This window comes from Streptomyces sp. NPDC002328 (genome assembly GCF_042890065.1).
Taxonomy (GTDB): Bacteria; Actinomycetota; Actinomycetes; order Streptomycetales; family Streptomycetaceae; genus Streptomyces.
On record NZ_JBIARQ010000022.1, the window covers coordinates 60,407 to 75,390 of the forward strand.

Annotated in this window: 8 protein-coding genes and 1 pseudogene; 7 read left to right on the forward strand and 2 right to left on the reverse strand. The window is 72.3% G+C overall.

Going from position 1 to position 14,984, the window contains the following annotated elements:
• Positions 1 to 20: 20 nt before the first annotated feature.
• The 3 genes from ACFYX4_RS35565 to hflX all read left to right on the forward strand — a co-directional run bounded on the left by ACFYX4_RS35565 (position 21) and on the right by hflX (position 5,569).
• Positions 21 to 2,216 (forward strand): RelA/SpoT family protein, encoded by a 2,196-nt coding sequence (locus ACFYX4_RS35565; protein ID WP_389342553.1) that lies wholly within the window; start codon positions 21 to 23, stop codon positions 2,214 to 2,216.
• 183 nt (positions 2,217 to 2,399) lie between these two features.
• The gene (locus tag ACFYX4_RS35570) at positions 2,400 to 3,929 is read left to right on the forward strand and encodes a M1 family metallopeptidase (protein ID WP_389342556.1); all 1,530 of its coding nucleotides are present in this window, start codon (positions 2,400 to 2,402) and stop codon (positions 3,927 to 3,929) included.
• A gap of 146 nt (positions 3,930 to 4,075) precedes the next feature.
• Entirely contained in the window at positions 4,076 to 5,569 is a 1,494-nt protein-coding gene (gene hflX / locus ACFYX4_RS35575) for a GTPase HflX (RefSeq protein WP_389342559.1), read from the forward strand.
• A 121-nt stretch (positions 5,570 to 5,690) separates the two neighbouring features.
• Here the strand turns inward: hflX and ACFYX4_RS35580 are convergent, their stop codons facing one another.
• Positions 5,691 to 6,926, reverse strand: coding sequence for a trypsin-like serine peptidase (locus tag ACFYX4_RS35580; RefSeq protein ID WP_389342562.1), 1,236 nt, complete (start codon positions 6,924 to 6,926; stop codon positions 5,691 to 5,693).
• A gap of 351 nt (positions 6,927 to 7,277) precedes the next feature.
• On the opposite strand from ACFYX4_RS35580, the gene ACFYX4_RS35585 reads away from it, so the two are divergent.
• The 4 genes and pseudogenes from ACFYX4_RS35585 (at position 7,278) to ACFYX4_RS35600 (ending at position 13,896) form a co-directional block, all read left to right on the forward strand.
• Positions 7,278 to 8,774: a diaminobutyrate--2-oxoglutarate transaminase family protein gene (locus ACFYX4_RS35585; RefSeq protein WP_389342663.1), complete on the forward strand. Its 1,497-nt coding sequence runs from the start codon at positions 7,278 to 7,280 to the stop codon at positions 8,772 to 8,774.
• 398 nt (positions 8,775 to 9,172) lie between these two features.
• Complete coding sequence (locus tag ACFYX4_RS35590; protein WP_389342565.1) at positions 9,173 to 11,098, forward strand: IucA/IucC family protein; 1,926 nt, start codon at positions 9,173 to 9,175, stop codon at positions 11,096 to 11,098.
• Positions 10,993 to 11,728, forward strand: a pseudogene (locus ACFYX4_RS35595) (GNAT family N-acetyltransferase). Before ACFYX4_RS35590 ends, ACFYX4_RS35595 begins: the two are co-directional and overlap by 106 nt.
• A gap of 194 nt (positions 11,729 to 11,922) precedes the next feature.
• Entirely contained in the window at positions 11,923 to 13,896 is a 1,974-nt protein-coding gene (locus ACFYX4_RS35600) for an ATP-dependent DNA helicase (RefSeq protein WP_389342568.1), read from the forward strand.
• Positions 13,897 to 14,020: 124 nt separating this feature from the next.
• Here ACFYX4_RS35600 and lexA read toward each other — a convergent pair whose 3' ends face one another.
• Entirely contained in the window at positions 14,021 to 14,800 is a 780-nt protein-coding gene (gene lexA, locus ACFYX4_RS35605) for a transcriptional repressor LexA (protein ID WP_389342572.1), read from the reverse strand.
• Positions 14,801 to 14,984: the final 184 nt, after the last annotated feature.

The following is a 14,984-nucleotide window of genomic DNA, read 5'->3' on the forward strand; positions in this document are numbered from 1 at the left end:
CCACGCAGCCGGAGGTGCCCATGAGTGCGGAGGCCACGAACCCCGCGACCCCAGGCCCGGTAGTGCCTGCCGCTCCCCGCAGGCGCAGCCGCCCCCGGATCGACCTGCGCCGCCTGGGCAAGGCCGCGCTGCTCGGCCCGGCCACCCGTGGCCGGCTCCCCGACGCCATCGGCCACGTCGTCGAGGCGCACCGCGCCCACCACCCCGACGCCGACCTCGAACCCCTGCGCCGCGCCTACGTCCTGGCCGAGTCCTCCCACCGCGGCCAGATGCGCAAGAGCGGCGAGCCGTACATCACGCACCCGCTCGCCGTGACGCTCATCCTCGCCGAACTCGGCGCGGAGACCGTCACCTTGACGGCCTCTCTGCTCCACGACACCGTCGAGGACACCGACGTGACCCTCGATCAGGTGGGCGAGCAGTTCGGCGCGGAGGTCCGTTACCTCGTCGACGGCGTCACCAAGCTGGAGAAGGTCGACTACGGCGCCGCCGCCGAGCCCGAGACCTTCCGCAAGATGCTCGTCGCCACCGGCAACGACGTCCGCGTGATGTCGATCAAACTCGCCGACCGGCTGCACAACATGCGCACCCTGGGCGTGATGCGCCCCGAGAAACAGGCCCGCATCGCCAAGGTGACCCGTGAGGTCCTCATCCCGCTCGCCGAACGCCTCGGCGTGCAGGCCCTCAAGACCGAGCTGGAGGACCTGGTCTTCGCGATCCTCCACCCCGAGGAGTACGAGCACACGCGCGGGCTGATCGTCGACAACGCCGCGCGCGAGGACGACGCCCTCGCCGAGTTCGCCGAGGCCATGCGCGTGGTCCTGCGCGACGCCGACATCCAGGCCGAAGTCCTCATCCGGCCGCGCCACTTCGTCTCCGTGCACCGGGTCTCCCGCAAGCGCGGCCGGATGCGCGACTGCGACTTCGGGCGGCTGCTCGTCCTCGTCAACGAGGACGCCGACTGTTACGCGGTCCTCGGCGAACTGCACACCTGTATGACGCCGGTCGTCTCGGAGTTCAAGGACTTCATCGCCGTCCCCAAGTTCAACCTGTACCAGTCGCTGCACACCGCCGTGGCCCGCGCGGACGGCCAGGTGGCCGAAGTCCTCATCCGCACCCACCAGATGCACAAGGTCGCCGAGGCCGGCGTGGTCGCGCTCGGCAATCCCTACGCCGCGCCGGCGGAGGAGCCGGGCGGCGAGGGCGGCCGGGCGGTCGGGGGTCGCCCGGAGTCCGGCGCGGTCGTCGACGGCGAGCGCGTCGACCCCACCCGCCCGGGGTGGCTCTCCCGCCTCCTCGACTGGCAGGAGGCCGCGCCCGACCCGGACACCTTCTGGTCCACCCTGCGCGAGGACCTCGCCCAGGACCGGGAGATCACCGTGTTCCGGCCCGACGGCGGCACCCTCGGCCTCCCCGACGGGGCGACCTGCGTGGACGCCGCCTACGCGCAGTACGGCGACGACGCCCACGCGTGCATGGGGGCCCGCGTCAACGGCCGCCTGGCGACCCTGAGCACCGTCCTGCGGGACGGCGACACCGTCCAGCTCCTGATGGGCCAGGACCCCGCCTCCGAGCCCTCCAGGGAGTGGCTGGAGCACGCCCACACCCCGGCCGCCCGCATCGCCATCCAGCGGTGGCTGGCGGCGCACCCGGGGGCGGACGCCGCGTCCTCGTCCTCGGAGTCCGAGAAGCCCGCGTCCTCCGGGGAGCGCACGGCTTCCGGGGCGGCCGCCGCCTTCGAGGAGCCCGTGCCGCGTCCCGACACCGCGATCACCGTCGTGGACCGCCCGGAGGCGAGCGTCCGGCTCGCCGGCTGCTGTACGCCCGTGCCGTCCGACGAGGTGACCGGCTTCGCCGTGCGCGGGGGCGTGGTGACCGTGCACCGCGTCGAGTGCGCCGCCGTGGCACGCCTGGCGAGCGCGGGGCGCGCGGAGGTCGACGTGCGCTGGGGGGACACCACCGAGTGCCGGGTCACGCTGGTCGCCGAATCGTTCGGCCGCCCGCATCTGCTGGCCGACCTCACCGAGGCGATCGCCGTGGAGGGTGCGGAGATCGTCTCCGCGACTGTCGAACCCCCGAGCCAGCAACGCGTACGCCACACCTACACGCTGCAACTCCCCGACGCGGGCCATCTGCCCACCCTGATGCGCGCCATGCGCGACGTCGCGGGCGTGTACGACGTGAGCCGGACCCAGCACCACGCACCGGCTTCCTGAGGCGGGGGGGCAGGGGAGGGCGCTCGTGGAGGCCGGCGGGAGGGTGCTCGGGAGCGCTCGGGAGACGAGGGGCGTACGCCGGCCGGCGCGCTCCCGTCCGCCCCCCGCACCCGGGCAACCCGTTCGGGTGGGCCGGTCGCGCGCCGTCGCCGAGGCGCACGCGCGCGCTGATAGCGGTGGTGCATGCTGCTCACCCCTCGCGCTCTCGCCCGAGCCGGATCCCTCGCCCCGCTCCCCGCGTCACCGCGCCCGCGTGCCGCCTCCTCCCGGCGTCTGAAGTCGGCCCTCCTCGCCTCCGCCGTCTCCGTGTGCCTCGTCGCCGCGAGCGCCCCGGCGACCCCGCTCGGCGTCGGCGACCGTCTCTTCCCGCACCTGGGCAACCCCGGCTACGACGTGGCCTCGTACGACCTGGCCTTCACCTACTCCGGCAGCAACAGCGAGCCCCTCCAGACGGTCACGACCATCGACGGCTGGACCACCGAGGCCCTGGACCGGATCAACCTCGACTTCGCCCACGGCGAGGTCTCCTCCGTCGAGGTCGACGGCGAGCCCGCCGGTTTCACGAGCGCCGGCGAGGACCTGGTGATCACCCCGAAGGACGCGCTGCCCCGCGGCGACTGGATGCGCATCATCGTGCGGCACACCAGCGACCCGGTGAGCGGCGACCGGGACGGCGGCTGGCTGCGCACCTCCGACGGCCTCGCGATGGCCAACCAGGCCGACGCCGCCCACCTGGTGTTCCCGTCCAACGACCACCCCTCCGACAAGGCGATGTTCACCATCCGCGTCACCGCGCCCGACGGCTACACGGCCGTCGCCAACGGTCTGCCGACCGGCGTGCGGCGGGCCGCGGGCGCGACCACATGGACGTACCGCACGCTGCACCCCATGGCCACCGAGCTGGCCCAGGTCTCCATCGGCCGCTCCGCCGTCGTGCACCGCGAGGGACCGCGCGGACTGCCGCTGCGGGACGTCGTCCCCGCCAAGGACCGCGACCTCCTGGAGCCCTGGCTGGCGAAGACCCCCGAGCAGATCACCTGGATGGAGAGCAGGGTCGGCCCCTACCCGTTCGAGACGTACGGCCTGCTCATGGCCGAGGCCACCACCGGCTTCGAACTGGAGACGCAGACCCTCTCCCTCTTCGAGCGGGACCTGTTCACCGAGCCCGCCTACCCCAAGTGGTACATCGAGTCGATCATGGTGCACGAGCTGGCCCACCAGTGGTTCGGCAACAGCGTCAGCCCCCGCACCTGGTCCGACCTGTGGCTCAACGAGGGCCACGCCACCTGGTACGAGGCTCTCTACGCGGAGGAGAAGGCCGGCCGCACGCTGGAGGCGCGTATGAAGGCGGCGTACGGCGCCTCCGACCGCTGGCGCACCGCCGGCGGACCGCCCGGGGCCCCCAAGCCGCCCGAGCCCGGCAAGAAGATCGGCATCTTCCGCGCGAACGTGTACGACGGCGCGGCCCTCGTGCTGTACGCCCTGCGCGAGGAGATCGGCAAGCAGGCGTTCGAGCAGGTGGAACGGGTGTGGGTGCAGGAGCACCGCGACGCCGTCGCGAGCACGGCCGACTTCCGCAGCCTCACCGAACGGATCTCCGGACGCGACCTCGACGCCTTCTTCCAGGACTGGCTGTACGCCGAGAAGACCCCGCCGATGCCCGGCCACCCGGAGTGGAAGTCGGCGACGCCCGCCGCCGGAGCCCCCGAATAAGCCGGTGACGAGACGGGCCGTGCCGTGCGACCATCGTCAGGTCGGCGCGGCACGAGGCGCGGGAATCTCCCGGGGCGCTCGTGCGTTGTCCACAGTGACCGCCGAGATGACGGCCACAACGGCATCCCCAACGACGTAAGGACCCAATGACCTCCTCTTCTTCCCCTTCCCAGGACACCAAGCGCTTCGCGAACACCAACCCCGAGGGTTTTCGGGCCGATGCCCTGATGGAAGAGGACGTCGCCTGGAGCCACGAGATCGACGGAGAGCGGGACGGCGACCAGTTCGACCGCTCCGAGCGCGCGGCCCTGCGCCGCGTCGCGGGCCTCTCCACCGAACTCGAGGACGTCACCGAGGTCGAGTACCGTCAGCTCCGCCTGGAGCGGGTCGTGCTCGTCGGCGTCTGGACCTCGGGGACCGCGCAGGACGCGGACAACTCCCTCGCCGAACTCGCCGCCCTCGCGGAGACCGCGGGCGCGCTCGTGCTCGACGGCGTGATCCAGCGCCGCGACAAGCCCGACGCGGCCACCTACATCGGCTCCGGCAAGGCCGACGAACTGCGGGACATCGTGCTCGAAACGGGCGCGGACACGGTCATCTGCGACGGTGAGCTCAGCCCCGGCCAGCTGATCCACCTCGAGGACGTCGTCAAGGTCAAGGTCATCGACCGTACGGCCCTGATCCTCGACATCTTCGCCCAGCACGCCAAGTCCCGAGAGGGCAAGGCGCAGGTGGCGCTCGCGCAGATGCAGTACATGCTGCCGAGGCTGCGAGGCTGGGGTCAGTCCCTGTCCCGTCAGATGGGCGGCGGCAAGGGCGGCGGCCTCGCCACCCGTGGTCCCGGTGAGACCAAGATCGAGACGGACCGGCGCCGGATCCGCGAGAAGATGGCGAAGATGCGCCGGGAGATCGCGGACATGAAGACCGGCCGTGAGATCAAGCGGCAGGAGCGCAAGCGCCACAGGGTGCCGTCGGTCGCCATCGCCGGCTACACCAACGCCGGCAAGTCCTCGCTGCTCAACCGCCTCACCGGCGCGGGCGTCCTGGTGGAGAACGCCCTGTTCGCCACCCTCGACCCGACCGTGCGCCGGGCCGAGACCCCGAGCGGCCGGCTGTACACGCTGGCGGACACCGTCGGCTTCGTCCGGCACCTGCCGCACCACCTGGTCGAGGCGTTCCGCTCCACCATGGAGGAGGTCGGCGAGTCCGACCTGATCCTCCACGTGGTGGACGGCTCGCACCCGAACCCGGAGGAGCAGCTCGCCGCCGTGCGCGAGGTGGTCCGGGACGTCGGCGCGACCGACGTGCCCGAGATCGTCGTCATCAACAAGGCGGACGCCGCCGACCCGCTGACGCTCCAGCGGCTGATGCGGATCGAGAAGCGCTCCATCGCCGTCTCGGCCCGCACCGGCCAGGGCATCGGCGAACTGCTCGCGCTGATCGACGCCGAACTGCCGCGCCCCTCGGTCGAGATCGAGGCGCTCGTGCCGTACACCCACGGCAAGCTCGTCGCCCGTACCCACACCGAGGGCGAGGTGATCTCCGAGGAGCACACCCCGGAGGGCACCCTGCTCAAGGCCCGGGTGCACGAGGAGTTGGCGGCCGACCTCGCACCGTACGTCCCGGCCCAGCTCGCCTGAGCCCGACGATCGCACCGCCGAGGGCCCGCCCCCTGCACCACGCAGGGGGCGGGCCCTCGTCACGCACGGACCGTACGGAGTGCGCGGGGTGTGCGGCGTGTACGGCGTGTACTGGGGAAGATCACTCCCCGGCGTACTTCTCGCTCACCGAGTCGTACAGGCTCTTCGCCACCTCGCCCAGCCGCGGCCCCGCGAGCCAGCCCGCCTTCACCGGACCGATCGACGTGTTGGACACCAGCGCCGGCCGTCCGTCCGAGCCCTTCGCCACCCAGCCGCCGCCGGAGGAACCCCCGGTCATCGTGCAGCCGATGCGGTACATCGTCGGGTCCGTCGTGTTGAGCGACAACCGCCCCGGCTTGTCCTCGCACCGGTACAGCCGCTGCCCGTCGTACGGCGCCGCCGCCGGGTAGCCCGTGGCGGTGATGCTCTGCACCTTCGGCACGGCGGGCGCCGCGAAGTTCACCGGCAGCGCCGAACCGACCGTCTCTTCCAGCGACTTGCCCGATCCGCCCTCCTCGGGCGTCACATGGATGACGGCGAAGTCGTACGAGGCGCCGTCGCCGCCCGTCTGCCCGCCCTGCGCGATCCACTGGTCCGAGGTCCGCGCCCAGTCCGCCCACCAGACCCCGTACGGCGCCACCTCCTCCTTGGTGGCCGTCTCCAACTGCGCCGCCGACTTGCCCGCGTCGTTGTACGACGGCACGAACGCGATGTTGCGGTACCAGCCGCCCTTCTTGCCCGCGTGCACGCAATGCCCCGCCGTCCACACCAGGTTGGACTTCCCGGGGTGGGCCGGGTCCTTCACGACTGTCGCCGAACAGACACTGGTGCCCTCGGGGGAGTCGAAGAGCAGCTTGCCCGCCTCGGGCGCGTTCGCGTGGTACGTGGTCGGCACGGCCGCCGCGTCCACCGCCGCCGGCGCCGGGTCGGTCACGCCCTGGTCGCCCGAGAGGTCGCTCTCGTCGACGGCCCGGTCCGGCTCCTCGGCCTCACGCATCCGGTCCGGGTCCCACAGGCCCTCGATGATCGGGTTGATGTAGTCCTGCGCCTCGCGCAGCCAGTCGTCCTTGCTCCAGTCCTTCCAGGCGCCGTTCCTCCACTTGTCGAGATCGATCCCGTGCTCCTTGAGCCGGTCCTTGATGTCGTCCGGGATCGTGATCTTCCCGTCGCCCTCGGCCGATGCAGACGCCGAAGCCGACGCGCCGGTCTGGGCTCCCGCGTCGGCGTCGCCCGAGTCGCAGGCGGTCGCGGTGAGCGCGAGCGCCGAGGCGAGGGCCACGGCGCCCAGCACGGGGGAGGTTCTGCGGCGGGCGTCCCCGCTCCGTCGAGCACCGGACGACGGTCGTATGGATCGCATGGTCTGACTCCCCCTGCTGTCAACGAACTTGGAGCGGTGGCCGTCCCCGCCGCGGTGACTCACGCCGATTTCACGCCGGGTTGACGCGGGTCTCACGGCCATGTGGAACGGCATCACACGATATGCGTTCGCTGTGGGGGACTTCCCACGGGAGGGCAACGGTTCCGTCACGGCATGGATCTTGAAGCAACCCGTAACCCGTCGGACCGTCCGGGGTTGAGAGCCGTGGGGGCCTGCCGCCGCGCAGGCCGACTCCCCTCGGGACAGCGGGAAGCGGGGTCCGGGAGGACAGGAGGGCAGGGAGCCGTGGCCGTGACCGAGCCTGCGGACGCCGAAGACGGGGCCGCCGCCATGACGGGCGGGGCTCTCGCCGGGGCGGTCGCGCGATCCGCGCCCGACGGGATTCCCCGGAGGCAGTCCGCGCGGGAGCCGGCGGCGCGCACCTACGCTCGCGCCCTGCCGATCGTGCCGGTGCGGGCCCGCGGACTGACCATCGAGGGCGCGGACGGCCGCCGCTACCTCGACTGCCTCTCCGGCGCCGGCACACTCGCGCTCGGCCACAACCACCCCGTCGTGCTGGAGGCCATCCGCGACGTCCTCGACTCGGGCGCGCCCCTGCACGCGTTCGACCTGGCCACCCCCGTCGAGGACGCCTTCATCAGCGAGCTGTTCCGCACCCTGCCGTCCGGTTTCGCCGACCGCGCCCGCGTGCAGTTCTGCGGTCCCACCGGCTCGGACGCCGTCGAGGCCGCCCTCCGACTCGTCCGCGCCGCCACCGGCCGCACGGACGTCCTGGCGTTCACCGGCGCCTACCACGGCATGACCACCGGCTCCCTCGAAGCCTCCGGCCCCGCCGTCGGCGTCGCCGACCTCGTCGATACCGCCGACCGTCGGGTCGTCCGGCTGCCCTGTCCGCAGGACTACCGCTGCCCGTTCGGCGTCGGCGGCGAACGCGGCGCCGAACTCACCGCCCGCTGGACCGAGTCCGTGCTCGACGCCCCCGAGTCGGGCGTGCGACCGCCGGCCGGGATGATCCTCGAACCCGTCCAGGGCGAAGGCGGGGTCGTGCCCGCACCGGACGCGTGGATGCGGCGCATGCGGCGGATCACCGCCGAACGGTCCATCCCGCTCATCGCCGACGAGGTCCACACGGGCGTCGGACGCACCGGCGCCTTCTGGGCCGTGGAGCACAGCGCGATCGTCCCCGACGTGATGGTCCTCTCCAAGGCCATCGGCGGCAGCCTGCCCCTGGCCGTCATCGTCTACCGCGAAGACCTCGACGTCGGGGAACCCGGCGCCCACGCGGGCGCGTTCCGCGGCAACCAGCTCGCCATGGCCGCCGGCACGGCCACCCTCGCCCACGTCCGCACCAACGGCCTCGCCGAACGCGCGGCCACCCTCGGCGCCCACATGCTGGACCAACTGCGCCGTGTCGCCCGGCACTTCCCGTGCGTCGGCGATGTGCGCGGCCGGGGGCTGATGATCGGGGTCGAGATGGTCCATCCGGCGGGGGACAGGGGGCCGGGTTCGCCGGGGTTGGACGGCGGAGGCGGGGGTGGGGGCGTGGGTCGGCTCGGTGACGCCGCGTCGGACCTCGGCCCGCCGACGCACGGGCAGAGCGCCCCGGCGTGGGCGGCTTCCGCCGTCCGTCCGCACCCCGCCGCCCCCGAACTGGCCGCCGCCGTCCAGCGCGAGTGCCTCCGACGCGGGCTGATCGTCGAACTCGGCGGACGCCACGCGAGTGTCGTCCGCCTGCTGCCACCCCTGACGATCACCGACGAGCAGACGGCCGCCGTACTCGACCGGCTCGCGGACGCGCTGGAGGCCGTTGCCCGCGCGATTCCCTAGGCGAGGCCCCGGAGGCCCCGCACCGGACGAGCGGCCCGCACCGGACGCGCTGCCTGCACCGGAGGGGAGGCCCGTACTGGAGGGGAGGCCCAGGCCGGAGGGGAAGCCTGTATCGGACGCGCGGCCCTTACCGGATGTGCGGGCCGGGCCCGACGAGCGGCCCGTGCCGGATGGGCGGCCGGGGCCGGACACGCCACCCCTGGCACCCCGTCCCCACCAGCTCCATGACAGCCATGACAGCCAGCCGAGCAACAGCAGTTGTACGGCAGTACCCGCACCCGCACCCGCACCCCTACCCCCACCAGCACCAGCACCCCTACCCCCACCAGCACCAGCACCCGCGCCGAAGCCGGGACGCCACCCGGCCGACCTCACCCCCCACCCCACGAGGAGCCACCGTGAACACGCCCCCACAGCAAGCCGGTTCGCCGCCCCCGGCACCCGCCGCTTCCCCCGCACAAGCATCGCCCTCCTCCATTCCGTCACCGAATCCCGAACCAGCCCTTCGCGTCCCCCGCCAACAGGGACCCGCCCCCTCCGTCGACCTCCTGGACCATCCCGACCCGCACACCGCCGCCCAGGCGGCGGCCGTCGAGAACCTGCTGCGCTGCTGGACCCGCGAGACCGGCCTGTCCGCGCCCGCCGACGGCATGCTGCGCGTTCCTCTGCCCGCCTCCGGCACCGCTCTGCTCGTCCCCGTCCTCTACTGGTCACCCACCGGCTGGCACCGCTTCGGCCTCCCGCGCCTGGCCGACGCCCCGGAGACGGCCCCGCCCGTCGACGCGGTCACCCTCGCCGCCCTGCTGGCCCGCGAGTCCGCGGCGGTGCGGTACCCGGCCGCAGCGCAGGGCACCGCCGCTGAACAGGCGAGCAGCGAGAGCGTCGATCTCGTCGCCCGGGTGGCCGACTCCGTCCGCCGCACCGCGGCCTTCGTCGGCACGCGCTGGGACCGCCCCGCAGACGGGCCCGACCTGTTCCTCTCCGCCGAGCAGGCACTGCTGCTCGGACACCCCCTGCACCCGACCCCGAAGAGCCGTGAGGGCCTCTCCGAGGCCGAAGCGCACCTGTACTCACCCGAGTCGCGCGGCTCCTTCCCCCTGCACTGGCTCGCAGTCGCCCCTTCTGTACTCGCCACCGACTCCGCCTGGACCGAACGCGGCCGACCCGTCACCGCGGACCAGTTGACGCTCCGGCTCGCCGGCGCCGGGCTGCCGCTGTCCGACGGCTGCGCCGCCCTGCCGGTCCACCCTTGGCAGTTGCGCGAAGTCCGTCACCGCCCCGACGTCGCTGCCCTGTTCGACGCCGGGCTCCTCCGGGACCTCGGTCCCCATGGCCTCCCCTGGCACCCCACCTCCTCCGTACGAACCGTCTATCGCTCCGCCACCCCGGCCATGCTCAAACTGTCGCTGGGGCTGCGCATCACCAACTCCCTCCGCCAGAACCTCCGTAAGGAACTCCACCGTGGTGTCGAGGTGCACCGGCTGCTCCGCAGCGGCCTCGGCCGGCAGTGGCAGTCAGCGAACCCGGGCTTCGACATCGTCCGCGACCCCGCCTGGATCGCGGTGGACGGCCCGGACGGCCTCCCCGTCACCGGACTCGACGCCGTGATCCGGCACAACCCCTTCACCCCTGCCGACGACGTCCACTGCGTCGCCGGCCTCGTAGCCCACCGGTCGTATGTCCGACCGGCCGCCGAACCGGAGCCGCGATCCCGGCTCGCCGAACTCGTCACGCGTCTCACCGGCAGGACGGCTCGTCCGCGCGCAGCCGTCGCGACCGAGTGGTTCCTTCGCTACCTGGAGCACGTCGTCCGTCCCGTCCTCTGGCTCGACGGGGAGGCGGGCATCGCCCTGGAGGCGCACCAGCAGAACACGCTGGTCCTGCTGGACCCCGACGGCTGGCCGAGAGGCGGCTGGTACCGCGACAACCAGGGCTACTACTTCCGCGAGTCCCACCGCGCGCACCTCGAGTCCCGGTTGCCGGGCATCGGCGAAGTGAGCGACACCTTCGTCTCCGACGAGGTCACCGACGAACGCTTCGCCTACTACCTCGCCATCAACAACGTGCTCGGACTCATCGGCGCTTTCGGCTCCCAGCGGCTCGCCGACGAACGCCTGCTCCTCGCCGCCTTCCGGCGCTTCCTCGCCACCGCGGCCTCCGGTCCCCACCGCCTGCGCAGTTCGCTGCCCGGCCGCCTCCTCGACTCACCCGTCCTGCGCTGCAAGGCCAACCTGCTGACCCGGCTGCACGGCCTCGACGAACTCGTCGGCCCGGTCGACACCCAGTCCGTCTACATCACCATCGCCAACCCCCTGCACACCTGAACACACCCCTTTCCACTCGCTGATGAGAGGAGCCGTGCGCTGCCTCCCCTCGATGTCGAGGACCCGCTCGACCGCATCGACGGCTGGGGGCCGGCCGCCACCCCCGCCGGTGACTTCCGCCTCGTCCCCGTACGGATGGAACGCGATCTCGTCCGTATCGCCGCGTGGATGAACGACCCGGCGGTCGCCGCCTTCTGGGAACTGGCCGGGCCCCGGTCCGTGACCGCAGCGCACTTGCGACCCCAACTGGTCGGACACGGGCACAGCCTTCCCTGCCTCGGCGTCCTGGACGGCACGCCGATGAGCTACTGGGAGATCTACCGGGCAGACCTCGACCCCCTGGCCCAGCACTACCCAGCCAGGCCTCACGACACCGGTCTCCACCTTCTTATCGGCGGTGCCGCCGACCGTGGGCGCGGGCTCGGCGGCGTTCTGCTCCGAGCCGTCGCCGACCTCGTACTCGACAAAAGGCCCGCCTGCGGACGCGTCATCGCCGAACCCGACCTGCGCAACATCCCCTCCATCGCCGCCTTCCTCGCCGCGGGCTTCCGCTTCTCCACCGAGATCGCCCTCCCCGATAAACCGGCGGCCCTGATGATCAGGGACCGGCCACCACTTCCTTTTCTGTGACGGTCAGTGATCGCGCCGTCACAGATGGAACGCGCCGGATCGCGGCCCGGTTCCCGGCCGCTCGATCTCCGGTGACTTTTTTCGGCCGGCACCGTCGCTCCCCCGGCTTCCTCCCCCCGCACTCCCTCCTCACTACCTCCCTCCACCTGCACGACCCCACGTTTGTCAGTGCCGCGCCGTAGGGTGGTCGCGCTATGACGAAGCCCTCACTCCCCGAACTCCTGAATGCCGCCGTCGCCGCCGTCGGCGGTACGGAGCGCCCCGGCCAGGTGACCATGGCCGAAGCCGTCGCGGAGGCGATCGACGACGGCACCCATCTGCTGGTCCAGGCCGGCACCGGCACCGGCAAGTCGCTGGGATACCTCGTCCCCGCGCTCGCCCACGGGGAGCGGGTCGTCGTGGCGACCGCCACCCTGGCCCTGCAACGCCAGCTCGTGGCGCGGGACCTGCCGCGCACGGTCGAGGCGCTGCACCCGCTGCTGCGCCGCCGCCCGGAGTTCGCCATGCTCAAGGGCCGGTCGAACTATCTGTGTCTGCACCGCCTGCACGAGGGCATGCCCCAGGACGAGGACGAGGGCCTCTTCGACCAGTTCGAGGCGGCGGCCCCGACCAGCAAGCTGGGCCAGGACCTGCTGCGGCTGCGCGACTGGGCCGACGAGACGGAGGACGGGGACCGTGACGATCTGACGCCGGGCGTCTCCGACCGCGCCTGGAGCCAGGTCTCGGTCTCCTCCCGCGAATGCCTGGGCGCGTCGAAGTGCGCCTACGGCGCCGAGTGCTTCGCGGAGATGGCCCGTGAGCGCGCCAAGCTGTCCGAGGTCGTCGTCACCAACCACGCCCTGCTGGCGATCGACGCCATCGAGGGCGCCCCGGTCCTCCCGCAGCACGAGGTGCTGATCGTCGACGAGGCGCACGAGCTGGTCTCCCGGGTCACCGGAGTGGCCACCGGCGAGCTCACCCCGGGTCAGGTCAACCGGGCGGTGCGCCGCGCGGCGAAGCTGGTCGACGAGAAGGCCGCCGACCAGCTCCAGACCGCCGCCGAGGGATTCGAGCGGCTGATGGAGCTGGCGCTGCCGGGACGTCTGGAGGAGGTTCCGGAGGACCTCGGCTACGCGCTCATGGCGCTGCGCGACGCCGCCCGCACCGTCATCTCCGCGATCGGTGCGACCCGCGACAAGTCCGTCCAGGACGAGGACGCCGTCCGCAAGCAGGCGCTCGCTTCCGTGGAGAGCGTGCACGACGTGGCGGAGCGCATCGTGAACGGCTCGGAGTACGACGTCGTCTGGTACGAACGGCACGACCGCTTCGGCGCGTCCCTGCGCGTCGCGCCGATGTCCGTGTCGGGGCTGCTGCGGGAGAAGCTCTTCGCGGACCGCTCCGTCGTCCTGGCCTCCGCGACGCTGAAGCTGGGCGGCGACTTCAACGGCGTCGGCGCCTCCCTGGGCCTGGCCCCGGAGGGCACGGAGGGCGAGGACGCGCCGCCGTGGAAGGGCATCGACGTCGGCTCGCCCTTCGACTACCGCAAGCAGGGCATCCTGTACGTCGCCAAGCACCTGGCGCGTCCCGCGCGCGACGGCGACCGCGGGGACATGCTGGACGAGCTGACGGAGCTGATCCAGGCGGCCGGCGGGCGCACGCTCGGTCTGTTCTCCTCCATGCGGGCCGCTCAGCTCGCGGCCGAGGAACTGCGCACGCGCATTCCCGAGTTCCCGATCCTGCTCCAGGGCGAGGAGACGCTCGGCGAGCTGATCAAGAACTTCGCCGCGGATCCGAGGACGTGCCTCTTCGGCACGCTGTCGCTCTGGCAGGGCGTCGACGTACCCGGCGCCGGCTGCCAGCTGGTGGTCATGGACAAGATCCCGTTCCCGCGTCCGGACGACCCGTTGATGAGCGCCCGCCAGAAGGCGGTCGAAGAGGCGGGAGGCAACGGCTTCATGGCCGTCGCCGCGACGCACGCCGCGCTGCTCATGGCCCAGGGAGCGGGCCGGCTCGTCCGCGCGTCGGGCGACCGCGGTGTGGTGGCGGTACTGGACCAGCGGCTGGCGACGGCCCGCTACGGCAGCTATCTGAAGGCGTCGATGCCCGACTTCTGGTACACGACGGACCGCAACCAGGTCCGCAAGTCGCTCGCGGCGATCGACGCGGCGGCGAAGCAGGCGGAGGCCTAAGCGAACCGAGGTCACAGGGCCCCGGACAGTGCAGGGCCCTGGACAGTGCAGGGCCCCGGAATCGGCGCAGGGATTCCGGGGCCCAGTCAGGGAGGCGGAGCGAGGAGGTCCGTCCGCCGCCGTCTCAGACGCGGCGCAGTACGGCCACCACCTTGCCGAGAATGGTCGCGTCGTCGCCGGGGATCGGCTCGTAGGCCGAGTTGTGCGGGAGCAGCCAGACATGGCCGTCCTCGCGCTTGAAGCGCTTGACGGTGGCCTCGCCGTCGAGCATCGCGGCCACGATGTCGCCGTTCTCGGCGACCGGCTGGCGGCGGACGGTGACCCAGTCGCCGTCGCAGATCGCGGCCTCGATCATCGAGTCGCCGACGACCTTCAGCACGAAGAGCTCACCGTCGCCGACGAGCTGCCGGGGGAGCGGGAAGACGTCCTCGACGGACTCCTCGGCGAGGATCGGGCCGCCGGCGGCGATCCGGCCGACCAGCGGGACGTACGACGCGGCGGGCTTCCCGGCCGTGTCGGTCGGCTGGACGGCGGCCGCCTGGTCGGAGCCGCGCACCTCGTACGCGCGCGGGCGGTGCGGGTCGCGGCGCAGGAAGCCCTTGCGCTCCAGGGCCATGAGCTGGTGGGCGACCGACGACGTGCTGGACAGCCCGACCGCCTGGCCGATCTCCCGCATGGACGGCGGGTAGCCGCGCCGCTGTACGGAGTCCCTGATGACCTCGATCACCCGACGCTGGCGGTCGGTGAGCCCCGAGCTGTCCGCCCGGATGCCTGGAGGTCGGCCCGGCAGGGAGCGCTTGTGCCCCTCGGGATTCGTGGCTTCGTTCATCGCATGCACCGGCTCGAGTCGGCCCTGGGAGCGGTCCTGGGCAGTGATGGTGGCACTGTCTGCGGTGGTGGTCACGTCGGCCCCTCTCGGTTGTCTCCCTGCTGGACAACGGTAGTTGCTTTCGAAAGGTTGCGCCAAACACACGTTCGAGTGAAAAAGCGTGTAGTGCCTGACTTGATCATGTGTCTGGGTGTATTGGCTGACGCGCTGCCTGGCGAACGAAGGGGCTCGTCGTTGTACCCTTCACCGCCGGGCCGGT

Bases quoted from the DNA above. Each gene is read 5' to 3' on its own strand.
- ACFYX4_RS35565 (WP_389342553.1), top strand. From the start codon at position 21: ATGAGTGCGGAGGCCACGAACCCCGCGACCCCAGGCCCGGTAGTGCCT.
- ACFYX4_RS35570 (WP_389342556.1), top strand. From the start codon at position 2,400: ATGCTGCTCACCCCTCGCGCTCTCGCCCGAGCCGGATCCCTCGCCCCG.
- hflX (WP_389342559.1), top strand. From the start codon at position 4,076: ATGACCTCCTCTTCTTCCCCTTCCCAGGACACCAAGCGCTTCGCGAAC.
- ACFYX4_RS35580 (WP_389342562.1), bottom strand. From the start codon at position 6,926: ATGCGATCCATACGACCGTCGTCCGGTGCTCGACGGAGCGGGGACGCC.
- ACFYX4_RS35585 (WP_389342663.1), top strand. From the start codon at position 7,278: ATGACGGGCGGGGCTCTCGCCGGGGCGGTCGCGCGATCCGCGCCCGAC.
- ACFYX4_RS35600 (WP_389342568.1), top strand. From the start codon at position 11,923: ATGACGAAGCCCTCACTCCCCGAACTCCTGAATGCCGCCGTCGCCGCC.